At 52.0% G+C, this 13,245-nt stretch carries 11 protein-coding genes and 1 riboswitch; of the genes, 3 read left to right on the forward strand and 8 right to left on the reverse strand.

The annotated features are described in order from the left end of the window. Positions 1-342 precede the first annotated feature (342 nt). Together murI and btuB are read right to left on the reverse strand one after the other, a co-directional pair. A complete protein-coding gene (gene murI / locus KXD89_RS20935) occupies positions 343-1,200 on the reverse strand; it encodes a glutamate racemase (protein WP_000201820.1) in 858 nt (285 codons plus the stop codon). Continuing rightward, entirely contained in the window at positions 1,145-2,989 is a 1,845-nt protein-coding gene (btuB, locus tag KXD89_RS20940) for a TonB-dependent vitamin B12 receptor BtuB (RefSeq protein WP_072647349.1), read from the reverse strand. The genes murI and btuB overlap by 56 nt, the downstream gene beginning before the upstream one ends. Positions 2,990-3,053: 64 nt before the next feature. Continuing rightward, positions 3,054-3,244, reverse strand: a riboswitch (cobalamin riboswitch). A 113-nt stretch (positions 3,245-3,357) separates the two neighbouring features. Between btuB and trmA the strand changes: the two genes are divergently transcribed. Then, complete coding sequence (gene trmA / locus KXD89_RS20945) at positions 3,358-4,458, forward strand: tRNA (uridine(54)-C5)-methyltransferase TrmA (protein ID WP_000187022.1); 1,101 nt, start codon at positions 3,358-3,360, stop codon at positions 4,456-4,458. A 39-nt stretch (positions 4,459-4,497) separates the two neighbouring features. On the opposite strand, the gene KXD89_RS20950 is transcribed toward trmA, so the two are convergent. Then, positions 4,498-4,857 carry a YijD family membrane protein gene (locus KXD89_RS20950; protein ID WP_000806411.1) on the reverse strand — a complete coding sequence of 120 codons (360 nt, stop codon included), beginning with the start codon at positions 4,855-4,857 and terminating at the stop codon, positions 4,498-4,500. Continuing rightward, positions 4,857-5,507, reverse strand: a complete 651-nt coding sequence (gene fabR, locus KXD89_RS20955) for an HTH-type transcriptional repressor FabR (RefSeq protein ID WP_001309117.1) — start codon at positions 5,505-5,507, stop codon at positions 4,857-4,859. The genes KXD89_RS20950 and fabR overlap by 1 nt, the downstream gene beginning before the upstream one ends. A 330-nt stretch (positions 5,508-5,837) precedes the next feature. On the opposite strand from fabR, the gene sthA reads away from it, so the two are divergent. Further along, positions 5,838-7,238, forward strand: a complete 1,401-nt coding sequence (gene sthA / locus KXD89_RS20960; RefSeq protein WP_072647348.1) for a Si-specific NAD(P)(+) transhydrogenase — start codon at positions 5,838-5,840, stop codon at positions 7,236-7,238. Here sthA and oxyR read toward each other — a convergent pair. The 4 genes from oxyR to argC all read right to left on the reverse strand — a co-directional run bounded on the left by oxyR (position 7,221) and on the right by argC (position 11,627). Further along, complete coding sequence (gene oxyR / locus KXD89_RS20965; protein WP_001025939.1) at positions 7,221-8,138, reverse strand: DNA-binding transcriptional regulator OxyR; 918 nt, start codon at positions 8,136-8,138, stop codon at positions 7,221-7,223. The two genes, sthA and oxyR, sit on opposite strands and share 18 nt — an antisense overlap. Before the next feature lie 266 nt (positions 8,139-8,404). After that, positions 8,405-9,778, reverse strand: coding sequence for an argininosuccinate lyase (gene argH, locus KXD89_RS20970; protein WP_001230087.1), 1,374 nt, complete (start codon positions 9,776-9,778; stop codon positions 8,405-8,407). A 60-nt stretch (positions 9,779-9,838) separates the two neighbouring features. Then, a complete protein-coding gene (gene argB / locus KXD89_RS20975) occupies positions 9,839-10,615 on the reverse strand; it encodes an acetylglutamate kinase (protein ID WP_001302318.1) in 777 nt (258 codons plus the stop codon). A 7-nt stretch (positions 10,616-10,622) separates the two neighbouring features. Continuing rightward, a complete protein-coding gene (argC, locus tag KXD89_RS20980) occupies positions 10,623-11,627 on the reverse strand; it encodes an N-acetyl-gamma-glutamyl-phosphate reductase (protein ID WP_000935370.1) in 1,005 nt (334 codons plus the stop codon). A 153-nt stretch (positions 11,628-11,780) separates the two neighbouring features. On the opposite strand from argC, the gene argE reads away from it, so the two are divergent. Next, complete coding sequence (argE, locus tag KXD89_RS20985; protein WP_001298964.1) at positions 11,781-12,932, forward strand: acetylornithine deacetylase; 1,152 nt, start codon at positions 11,781-11,783, stop codon at positions 12,930-12,932. Positions 12,933-13,245: the final 313 nt, after the last annotated feature.

The following is a 13,245-nucleotide window of genomic DNA, read 5'->3' on the forward strand; positions in this document are numbered from 1 at the left end:
TAATGAATTACGTGTTCACTCTTGAGACTTGGTATTCATTTTTCGTCTTGCGACGTTAAGAATCCGTATCTTCGAGTGCCCACACAGATTGTCTGATAAATTGTTAAAGAGCAGTGCCGCTTCGCTTTTTCTCAGCGGCGCGGGGTGTGCATAATACGCCTTCCCGCTACAGAGTCAAGCATTTATTTTTGCTTTCTCTGCCGGAGTTCTCAGGAGAACCCCGCTGACCCGGCGGCGTGTTTGCCGTTGTTCCGTGTCAGTGGTGGCGCATTATAGGGAGTTATTCCGGCCTGACAAGAGGAAATTTAAAATAATTTTCTGACCGCGCAACATTCAACCAAATCAGCCTAAAACTGCCAGTTTTTCGAGCGTTTCGAAGCCGTAACGCTGTAAAACGGGCAATAATTGTTCAGCTCCTGGCGTCATTGCCATACAAAAGGCAATATTCGCATCGGCAGATTTTGCATCCGGGGCTTCATGTTCTAACAACCAGGCCGTTCGGCGAGCAATCGCTGCGCCAGAATCCACCAGCCGGGTTCCCTCTGGCAGCACTTGTAACAGTTCTTCTTGTAGTAGAGGGAAATGGGTGCAACCCAATACAACGGTATCTGGCGGCTCTTTCATTCTTAACCACGGGCGTAGGATACGTTTTAGTGCATCCAGAGAAACATCTTCGCCATGTAGCTTCGCTTCAGCCAACTCAACCATCTCTGCCGAGCCCAGCATTTCTATCTGGCATTCATTAGCGAAACGCGCGATCAGCTCATGAGTATAAGAACGTTTAACTGTTCCGCGGGTTGCCAGTAATCCGACAATGCCATTTGCCGTCAGACGTGCAGCAGGTTTAATCGCCGGCACGACACCAACAACCGGGAAGTCGAACTTTTCGCGTAATGCAGGAAGTGAAACGGTACTGGCAGTGTTGCAAGCGACCACAGCCAGCGCAAGGGGATAACGTTCTTGCACCGCGGTGACAATTGCCACCACTCGCTCAACAATAAACGCTTCGCTTTTTTCGCCATACGGGAAAGCGACGTTATCGAAAGCATAAATGTAATGGAGATCCGGTAAGAGATGCCGGATCTCGTCATAGACCGACAACCCACCGACGCCGGAGTCAAACACCAGCACGGTGGGACGTGGTTCAGAAGGTGTAGCTGCCAGACAAGGTGTATTCCCGTCCTGCAGTTTGGTAGCCATAGACTGTCTCATAATCTTTGTCGAACAGGTTGGCTATTTTACCACGAACTGTCAGGTGAGAGGTGACCGGATACGCAACCGCAAGATCCCACAAGCTCACACCGCCCATTTTAACGGTTTGATAAGGATAAGATGAGTAATCCTTATCATAGCGAGTGCCTAAATACTGATAAGTAATACCCCAGTCGAAGTCATACAACTGCCAGTCGAGCTGGTATTTCACCTGCTGTTTAGCACGGCGTAACAACGGCGTGTCGGTAATCGCATTGCGCGCATCGACATAATCATAACTCACAGTATGCGTCAGTGGTCCGGTATCAAAATTGGCGGTCGCCTCGACGCCCTTAATCCGCGCTTTCCCTTCGTTGTAATATTTCAGGGTGTGATCATCATAATCGATCAAGTCACTGACATCGTTACGATATCCGGAAATACGCCAGTTCACCCCAGCGGTTAAGCCTTCAAACGCGCCTTCCCACTGTTTGCTTTTCTCCGGGTCCAGATTCGGATTTCCGTAGAAGCCATACAGTTGCCCCAGATTTGGTGCCTTATAAGATGTCCCGTAGGAAGCAATGAAGCGATAACCTTCGATGAATTCCCAACCGGCGCTGGTTTGCCAGGTTCCATGACGACCAAACTGTGAGTTATCGTCACTGCGTGCTGCGCCTTCAAAGGTAAAATCGCCGACTTGTTGCAGCCCGGTCAGATAGATGCCGGTATTACGTTGATCATATCCATCCTCAACATAACCTGTACCCGGCGTCGTAGTCTGTTTCTGCCAGTCGACACCCGCACCAATACTACCGTGACCAACGATGACATTGTTTGCCCACTGGACGGTGTATTGCTTCATCTCATCGAGCGTCGCCGACGAATCATAACGACCATAATGGGGATCGTAGTTGTAATCTTTGCTATGGCTATAGCTGGTAATGAGTTGTGATTTAATCAGTTCGCCGTTATAGCGCAGCCCGGCGTCCCAACTTTGGCTATAGAGTTTACGGGTATCGAGCAACGGTGAACCGGGAGAATAATACGCGTCATAATTGGTACGGTTATCATAGCCATAGCCGCGCACAAAGCCGCTCCAGGCATCAGTAAAGTTATGCTCCAGCGCGCCATAAAGCGTTTTACTTAAAAAACCATCGTTATCTGTCTGCGCTTGCGTTCCGGTATTACCATAGGCAACAACATCATAACCATGAGTATGGGCATAATCGCCCAACAGCGTTACCCGTGTCTTATCCCCCAGTTGTTGCTGCGTAGAGACATCATAGTTCTGATAACTATTGCTTCCCCACCCTGCTGAAATTTCCGTTCCGGGTTCATCGCGCGTCGTGATGATATTCACCACCCCGCCTATTGCATCGGAACCATAAACAGCGGAGCGCGGCCCACGGATATATTCAACACGCTGGACAAGCGCAATAGGGAACTGGCTAAGGTCGGCAGAACCACTCACCCCCGCCAGATTCAGGCGTACGCCATCAATTAACACCAACACATGACTGGCATTTGTACCGCGAATAAAAATAGATGAGAGCTGACCTGAACCGCCGTTTTGGGTGATATCGACGCCCGGAAGACGGCGCAGCACATCATTGACCGAGGTCGACTGCCAGCGGTCGATATCCTGACGGGTCACAACGGTGGTTGGTGCAAGCACAGTGCTGCGCGTCTGTTCAAAACGGTTAGCAGTAACGACGAGAGTATCCGGGCTGGTATCCTGTGCCCAAGCGGAAAATGCCGTGACGGAACACGCCGTCAGCAGCGAAGCTTTTTTAATCATTGTAAAGCATCCACAATAGAAGAAGGATGCCGCAGGTTTCATCAATATTACGCGATGATGAGAACCAGATGCGACGTTGGCCGGCAGGTCTTCGGGCTTGGAGGGGTATCTAAGATACTAAGAGATGATGACTTCCCACCGAATGGCAGTGTCCGCATAACGCAATCATCGCACCTTTCCTTACCGCTGCGCGTCAGCTCCAGATTCGCACTGGATTCCCTATTAACTCACAGGACCGGCAAGTGGATGCTACAGGTTGTAACAAGTTACTGTCCAGACGTAGCTCACAAATAGGAATTCATCAAGATCTGGACATCTGATGAGCAATCCCTACAATCGCCGCGTACTTTAATTTTTCAGGATACATCATGACCCCCGAACACCTTCCAACAGAACAGTATGAAGCGCAGTTAGCCGAAAAAGTGGTACGTTTGCAAAGTATGATGGCACCGTTTTCTGACCTGGTTCCGGAAGTGTTTCGCTCGCCGGTCAGTCATTACCGGATGCGCGCGGAGTTCCGCATCTGGCACGATGGCGATGACCTGTATCACATCATTTTCGATCAACAAACCAAAAGCCGCATCCGCGTGGATAGCTTCCCCGCCGCCAGTGAACTTATCAACCAGTTGATGACGGCGATGATTGCGGGTGTGCGTAATAATCCCGTTCTGCGCCACAAGTTGTTCCAGATTGATTACCTCACTACACTGAGTAATCAGGCGGTGGTTTCCCTGCTATACCATAAGAAGCTGGATGATGAGTGGCGTCAGGAAGCGGAGGCCCTGCGCGATGCACTGCGCGCGCAGAATCTGAATGTGCATCTGATTGGTCGGGCAACGAAAACCAAAATCGAGCTGGATCAGGATTACATCGATGAACGTCTGCCGGTCGCAGGGAAAGAGATGATCTACCGTCAGGTAGAAAACAGCTTTACCCAGCCGAACGCGGCGATGAATATTCAGATGCTGGAATGGGCGCTGGACGTAACCAAAGGCTCAAAAGGCGATTTACTGGAGCTGTACTGCGGCAACGGTAACTTTTCATTAGCGCTGGCGCGTAATTTTGATCGGGTATTAGCCACCGAAATCGCTAAGCCGTCGGTTGCTGCTGCGCAATACAACATCGCAGCTAACCATATTGATAACGTACAAATTATTCGTATGGCGGCAGAAGAATTTACTCAGGCGATGAATGGTGTGCGCGAGTTTAACCGCCTGCAAGGGATCGACTTAAAGAGTTATCAGTGCGAAACCATTTTTGTCGACCCTCCGCGCAGCGGTCTGGACAGTGAAACCGAGAAAATGGTGCAGGCGTATCCGCGTATTTTGTACATCTCCTGTAACCCGGAAACGTTATGCAAGAATCTGGAAACATTAAGCCAGACGCACAAGGTCGAACGTCTGGCTCTGTTTGATCAGTTCCCCTACACGCACCATATGGAGTGCGGCGTATTACTGACCGCGAAGTAAAACCCATGCCGGATGCGCCAGCATCCGGCATAATACCGATTACTCAGCAACTTCCTGCTTACGGTTACGCATCTTCGCGCCAATCCAGAACACCATAATGACGGAGAGTACTGCCGGGAAGAAGTTAGAGCCGATATCCGGATATTCCGCACGAACTACCGTGCTGTACAGCAGTACGCCGAGAATAAAACAGGCAGCTGCCAGACCCGGCAAGCCTACCGGCATAGTGCGATTAAGATAACGTTGATGCAGGCAGTAAACCGTCAGCACCAGGGAAATAATCGGGAATACAGAAAATGGCACAATGGAGCTAAACAGCGCTGCGAAAGTACCATTAATCGATAAGCCAGCAACTAACGCCAGCAGCAGCGTACCTCTATCTTGATTTGCTTGTTTCATTACTCGTCCTTCACATTTCCCGGAATAATTGCGGTTTTCTCTTGTTCACGGCGATACCAGTAATAAGCCCCTTTCGAAATCATTCGCAGTTGCAGTACCAGTCGCTCTTCTAATTGCCGACGTTGTTCGACGCCGACGTCCAACGCCTCGGCACCCGCACTGAAGACAATTGTCACCATTGCTTCGGCTTGCGCTTCAGTAAACGCACGCGGCATATGGTTTTCGAGTTCCAGATAGTCCGCAAGTTCCGCAATGAAGTGCTGAATTTCACGCGCAACGGCGGCACGAAACGCAGCGGAGGTGCCGGAGCGTTCCCGCAATAATAACCGGAAGGCGTTAGGATTATTACCGATGAACTCCATAAATGTGGAGACCGAGGTGCGGATCACACTCCCGCCTTTGGCGATACGCTGACGCGCCTGGCGCATGAGTTGGCGTAGCATTAAACCGCTCTCATCAACCATGGTCAGACCCAGTTCGTCTACGTCGCGGAAATGCCGATAAAAAGAGGTGGGAGCAATGCCCGCTTCACGCGCCACTTCACGCAAACTCAGGCTGGCGAAGCTGCGTTCAGCACTTAATTGGCTAAATGCGGCTTCCACCAGCGAACGGCGGGTTTTTTCTTTTTGTTGCGCTCTTACGCCCATCACGATGTCTGAATCCTTGCCAAAAGTACTGCTGGCACTATACCAGAGAATGAACATACTGGATTGCTCCAGTATTGTGAATGAACGGTAACGCAATAAAACATATTTACTGCAATTCTTTGGCCGGTTCTTTTACGTACAGCGGAAACCTGCCGCTTAAACGGAGAGTATCGTCGATAAAAATCCAATAAAACGTCAGGGCAAAAGTAAGAAACAGACAAAGCAAAGGCCGCTCAGGATATAGCCAGATAAATGACGGGGATCAATTGGCTTACCCGCGATAAAATGTTACCATTCTGTTGCTTTTATGTATAAGAACAGGTAAGCCCTACCATGCCACATTCCTACGATTACGATGCCATAGTAATAGGTTCCGGCCCCGGCGGCGAAGGCGCTGCAATGGGCCTGGTTAAGCAAGGTGCGCGCGTCGCAGTTATCGAGCGTTATCAAAATGTTGGCGGCGGTTGCACCCACTGGGGCACCATCCCGTCGAAAGCTCTCCGTCACGCCGTCAGCCGCATTATAGAATTCAATCAAAACCCACTTTACAGCGACCATTCCCGACTGCTCCGCTCTTCTTTTGCCGATATCCTTAACCATGCCGATAACGTGATTAATCAACAAACGCGCATGCGTCAGGGATTTTACGAACGTAATCACTGTGAAATATTGCAGGGAAACGCTCGCTTTGTTGACGAGCATACGTTGGCGCTGGATTGCCCGGACGGCAGCGTTGAAACACTAACCGCTGAAAAATTTGTTATTGCCTGCGGCTCTCGTCCATATCATCCAACAGATGTTGATTTCACCCATCCACGCATTTACGACAGCGACTCAATTCTCAGCATGCACCACGAACCGCGCCATGTACTTATCTATGGTGCTGGAGTGATCGGCTGTGAATATGCGTCGATCTTCCGCGGTATGGATGTAAAAGTGGATCTGATCAACACCCGCGATCGCCTGCTGGCATTTCTCGATCAAGAGATGTCAGATTCTCTCTCCTATCACTTCTGGAACAGTGGCGTAGTGATTCGTCACAACGAAGAGTACGAGAAGATCGAAGGCTGTGACGATGGTGTGATCATGCATCTGAAGTCGGGTAAAAAACTGAAAGCTGACTGCCAGCTCTATGCCAACGGTCGCACCGGTAATACCGATTCGCTGGCGTTACAGAACATTGGGCTAGAAACTGACAGCCGCGGACAGCTGAAGGTCAACAGCATGTATCAGACCGCACAGCCACACGTTTACGCGGTGGGCGACGTGATTGGTTATCCGAGCCTGGCGTCGGCGGCCTATGACCAGGGGCGCATTGCCGCGCAGGCGCTGGTAAAAGGCGAAGCCACCGCACATCTGATTGAAGATATCCCTACCGGTATTTACACCATCCCGGAAATCAGCTCTGTGGGCAAAACCGAACAGCAGCTGACCGCAATGAAAGTGCCATATGAAGTGGGCCGCGCCCAGTTTAAACATCTGGCACGCGCACAAATCGTCGGCATGAACGTGGGCACGCTGAAAATTTTGTTCCATCGGGAAACAAAAGAGATTCTGGGTATTCACTGCTTTGGCGAGCGCGCTGCCGAAATTATTCATATCGGTCAGGCGATTATGGAACAGAAAGGTGGCGGCAACACTATTGAGTACTTCGTCAACACCACCTTTAACTACCCGACGATGGCGGAAGCCTATCGGGTAGCTGCGTTAAACGGTTTAAACCGCCTGTTTTAAAACTTTATCGAAATGGCCATCCATTCTTGCGCGGATGGCCTCTGCCAGCTGCTCATAGCGGCTGCGCAGCGGTGAGCCAGGACGATAAACCAGGCCAATAGTGCGGCGTGGTTCCGGCTTAATGCACGGCAGATAAACAACCCCATCGCGTTTGCGCTCCGGCGGCACAGCCAGCGCTGGCAGTAAAGTGATCCCGCTACCTGCCGCCACCATGTTGCGCAGAGTTTCCAGGCTGGTCGCGCGGAAGTGTGTATCTTCATCCGCCCCGGCTTCAAAACAGAAACCCATTGCCTGATCGCGCAAACAGTGACCATCTTCCAGCATCAGCAGTTTTTCCCCTGCCAGATCGGCCATCGGTACGCATTCGCGGTTCGCCCACGGGTGATCTTCATAGATAGCCAGCAACATTGGCTCATCAAACAACGGCACTTCAATGAATGCTTCGCTCTCTTTCACCAGCGCGAGGATCACGCAATCGAGTTTGCCGCTGTCCAGTTGCGCCAGTAACTGGTGGGTCTGTGCTTCATGCAGATACATTTCCAGCTTTGGAAAGGTCTGGTGCAGCATAGGGATAATATGCGGTAGCAGGTACGGTCCAACTGTGGGAATCAAACCAATGTGCAGCGGTCCGGACATCGTCTCGCCCTGCTGGCTTGCCATCTCTTTAAGGACTTTCACCTCACGCAGCACGGTACGCGCCTGATCCACCAGCAGCATTCCCGCCTGGGTGAACAACACTTTACGGCTGGTCCGCTCCAGCAACATCACGCCCAGCTCATCTTCCAGCTTACGAATTTGCCCGCTAAGCGTCGGCTGGCTAACGTGGCAGGAATCTGCCGCACGCCGAAAATGGCGGTGTTCAGCCAATGCCACCAGGTACTCAAGATCACGAATATTCATTATCCATCCTCCATCGCCACGATAGTTCATGGCGATAGGTAGAATAGCAATGAACGATTATCCCTATCAAGCATTCTGACTGATAATTGCTCACAGAAACGGAGCGGCACCTCTTTTAACCCTTGAAGTCACTGCCCGTTTCGAGAGTTTCTCAACTCGAATAACTAAAGCCAACGTGAACTTTTGCGGATCTCCAGGATCCGCTTTTTTTTGCCATAAAAAAGCCCGGCGATAAGCCAGGCTCAAATTTATACATATAAATGTTCTTACCCTAACCGAGCCTGCGCAAAAGCAATCGCCTGCGCCACCTGCTGCGGTGAGACGCCGCCTTTTGCCGCACGCTTGTCGAGGCACGATTGCAGCGACAGAATCGGATAGACATCTTCGTCAATCACCTGACTGAATTTCTGCAACTCACTGAGCGGCAGATCTTCCAGCGGTTTGCCCTGACGAATGGCTTCCACCACCGCTTCACCAACAATATGGTGCGCCTCGCGGAACGGTACGCCTTTCGCCACCAGATAATCCGCCAGTTCGGTGGCGTTGGCGTAACCCTGCTGAGCCGCTTCCTGGCAACGTGGACGTTTCACCTGAATGCCGTCCAGCACCAGCGCCGCCATATGCAGGCAGTCCAGCCAGGTATCGAGCGCGTCGAACAGACCTTCTTTGTCTTCCTGCATATCTTTGTTGTAAGCCAGCGGCAAACCTTTCAGCGTCATCATCATGCCGGTTAACGCCCCCTGCACCCGGCCGCATTTACCGCGAATCAGCTCCAGCGCATCCGGGTTTTTCTTCTGCGGCATTAATGATGAACCGGAAGTCACGCGGTCAGAAAGCTCCACAAACCCCGCTTCGCCGGTGTTAAAGAAAATCAGATCTTCAGCAAAACGCGACAGATGCACCATGCCGATAGCGGCAGCAGAAAGCAGTTCCAACACATGGTCACGGTCAGAAACGCTGTCGAGACTGTTACGGGTCGCCGAAGCAAAGCCCAGCCAGCCTGCTAACTGTTCACGGTCGATTTCATAGGCCGTTCCCGCCAGCGCGCCACAGCCTAGCGGGCTGACATCCAGACGCTTAAGCGCATCCTGCAAACGGCTTTCATCACGCGCCAGCATCTCAACATAGGCCAGGCACCAGTGCGCGAACGTCACCGGCTGGGCGCGTTGCAGGTGAGTGTAACCTGGCATTACCGCGTCCTGATTGTTTTGTGCGGTTTCCACCAGCGCCGATTGCAGCTGCCGGTTAGCCGTCAGTAACTCGCTAACGGTATCTTTGCACCACAGTTTCAGGTCAGTCGCTACCTGATCATTACGGCTACGCCCGGTATGCAGCTTTTTGCCTAACTGGCCCACTTTGTCGATCAGTTTGCCTTCCACCCAGCTATGGATATCTTCGGCGTCGCTTTCAAGGATTTGTTGTGGCCTGGCGCGAACATCTTCCAGCAACACGTTCAGCGCCTCTTCCAGTTGCGCCTGCTCTTCTGCGGTTAACACGCCTACCGTGACCAGGGCTTTGGACCAGGCCACAGAGCCAACAATATCCTGCTCCGCCAGACGGTAATCAAAGCGCAGTGAGTCGTTGAATTGTTTGAACCGTTGATCTGCTGCCTGGGTAAAACGCCCGCCCCAAAGTGCCATAACTCTGTTTCCTTATTTTGAAATTCAATGCCGGAAAGCTGCGCCTCCGGCCAACAAAACTTAAGCTAAAATCCGCGTACCCATCGGCATACCGTTAAACAGTGCCGGAAGCTGCTCCGCATGACGCCAGGAGGCGATATCTACCGGACGGCCCAGCGTGCGGGCCGCATCCAGCGCCGCGTTCACTTTCACTATCATGCCGTCAGTAATAATGCCCTGCTCAATCAGTTGTTCTGCTTTCGCGGCGGTCATTTCGGCAATGCGTTGCCCTTTGCCGTCGAGAATGCCGCTGACGTCGGAGAGCAAAATCAGATCCGCGCCCAGCGTTGCCGCCAGCGCCGTTGCCGCCTGGTCGGCATTGACGTTCATCAGTTGCCCTTCGTCTGTTACGCCAATGGAGCTGACCACCGGCAGATAACCGTTCTCCAGCAAGGAGTTGATAAGCTTAGGCGAACCTGGCTGCGCCAGTCCAACATGACCTAACTCTTCATCAAGCTGGGTCACTTTGACGCTGTCGCCGTCACCGAGAAACAAACCTACGGCCGCAATCTGATGTTTCTTCGCCCATGCCAACAGGGTTTTATTTGCCGTTCCCGCCAGTGCTCCGGTGATAATGTCTATCTGATCAGCAGGCGTCACCCGCAGGCCGTTTTTCTTTTTCACCGGCAGATTCAGCCCTTTCATCAGCTCATCCACCACGCAACCGCCGCCGTGCACAATCACCAGCGGACGCTGATGTGACTCACGATAATTCACCAGTGCGCTAAACAGACGTTCCAGCGCCTCTTCACTATCCAGCAGTACGCCGCCCAGTTTGATAATTAATGGATTCATCATTGCACCCTTAAATAAGAGACTGCGTTTCCGCATAGCCGAAACGAATATTGGCGCACTGTACCGCTTGTGCCGCCGCGCCTTTCAGTAAGTTGTCTTCGGTCGCCACAATAATCAGATGCTCGCCCTGAACGGCAAACCCGATATCGCAAAATGGCAGCCCAACGACATTTTTCAGCGCCGGAACGCCTTTGTCATACAGCCGCACCAGCGGTTTATGGGCATACGCCTGCTGTAACACTTGCGCGACTTGCGCCTGGGTCACACCCGATTTCAGGCGGCAGGTAATGGTTTCGAGAATGCCGCGCGGGAAATTGCCCAGATGTGGGGTGAAGATAACGTCAGCACCGAGGTGTGTGGCGATCTCTGGTTGATGGCGATGAGTAAAGACGCCATACGGTTGCAGGCTAACTTCACAAAAGCTGTTTGAAATGGCCGCTTTACGCCCTGCACCGCTCACGCCGCTGGTGGCGTTGATCACCGGCCACTGATTGAGGTCAAGAAGATCGGCATCAATCAACGGTTTCAGCGCCAGCTGTGCCGCCGTCGGATAACAGCCCGGCACCGCAATCAAATTCGCTTCTTTTAATTTATTACCGCACCACTCCGCCAGACCGTAGGCTGCCTGTTCCAACAGTTCCGGGTATTGATGGGTAAAGCCGTAATATTTTTCATAGAAGGTGGCGTCGTTAACACGAAACGCGCCGGAAAGGTCGAACACCACGCAGCCCGCTTCAAGAAACTGCGGCGCTAAATCGTGGCTAACTTCATGGGCGGTGGCGAGAAACACTACGTCCACCCCTGGGCTAAACTCGCTGATATCCGACATCGGCTGCAACGGCAGATCAACGATGCCTTTTAGCTGCGGATGCAAATCGGAGATTAACTTTCCCGCATCATTGCTTTGCGCTGAAACAGTCAAAGCGGTTATGTTCATATGCGGATGGCGATTTACATAGGTCACTAGCTCTGCGCCAGCGTAGCCGCTGGCACCCACAATCAGCGTATTCAACATCGGGGCTATTCACCTTCTTATGTCTGGTTGCCAGGTTAAACGTAAAACATTCACCTTACGGCTGGTGGGTTTTATTACGCTCAACGTTAGTGTATTTTTATTCATAAATACTGCATGAATATTGATACTATCATGACCAGAGGTGTGTCAACAATGAAAAACAAATTACCGCCATTTATCGAGATTTACCGCGCTCTGATTGCCACACCTTCAATAAGCGCCACGGAAGAGGCACTCGATCAAAGCAATGCAGATTTAATCACTCTGCTGGCGGACTGGTTTAAAGATTTGGGCTTCAATGTGGAAGTGCAGCCTGTTCCAGGAACTCGCAACAAATTCAATATGCTGGCAAGTATCGGACAGGGGGCTGGCGGCTTGTTGCTGGCGGGGCATACCGATACGGTGCCATTTGATGACGGTCGCTGGACGCGCGATCCGTTTACACTGACGGAGCATGACGGCAAGCTTTACGGCTTAGGCACCGCCGACATGAAAGGCTTTTTTGCGTTTATCCTTGATGCGCTACGCGATGTCGACGTCACGAAACTGAAAAAACCGCTCTACATTCTGGCGACTGCTGATGAAGAAACCAGTATGGCCGGAGCGCGTTATTTTGCCGAAACTACCGCCCTGCGCCCGGATTGCGCCATCATTGGCGAACCGACGTCACTACAACCGGTACGCGCACATAAAGGTCATATCTCTAACGCCATCCGTATTCAGGGCCAGTCGGGGCACTCCAGCGATCCAGCACGCGGAGTTAACGCTATCGAACTAATGCACGACGCCATCGGGCATATTTTGCAATTGCGCGATAACCTGAAAGAACGTTATCACTACGAAGCGTTTACCGTGCCATACCCTACGCTCAACCTCGGGCATATTCACGGTGGCGACGCTTCTAACCGTATTTGCGCTTGCTGTGAGTTGCATATGGATATTCGTCCGCTGCCTGGCATGACACTCAATGAACTTAATGGTTTGCTCAACGATGCATTGGCTCCGGTGAGCGAACGCTGGCCGGGTCGTCTGACGGTCGACGAGCTGCATCCGCCGATCCCTGGCTATGAATGCCCACCGAATCATCAACTGGTTGAAGTGGTTGAGAAATTGCTCGGAGCAAAAACCGAAGTGGTGAACTACTGTACCGAAGCGCCGTTTATTCAAACGTTATGCCCGACGCTGGTGTTGGGGCCTGGCTCAATTAATCAGGCTCATCAACCTGATGAATATCTGGAAACACGGTTTATCAAGCCCACCCGCGAACTGATAACCCAGGTAATTCACCATTTTTGCTGGCATTAAAACGTAGGCCGGATAAGGCGCTCGCGCCGCATCCGGCGCTGTTGCCAAACTCCAGTGCCGCAATAATGTCGGATGCGATGCTTGCGCATCTTATCCGACCTACAGTGACTCAAACGATGCCCAACCGTAGGCCGGATAAGGCGCTCGCGCCGCATCCGGCACTGTTGCCAAACTCCAGTGCCGCAATAATGTCGGATGCGATACTTGCGCATCTTATCCGACCGACAGTGACTCAAACGATGCCCAACTGTAGGCCGGATAAGGCGCTCGCGCCGCATCCGGCACTGTTGCCAAACTCCAGTGCCGCAATAAT

It is taken from the genome of Escherichia sp. TC-EC600-tetX4, assembly GCF_019356055.1.
Classification (GTDB): Bacteria; Pseudomonadota; Gammaproteobacteria; order Enterobacterales; family Enterobacteriaceae.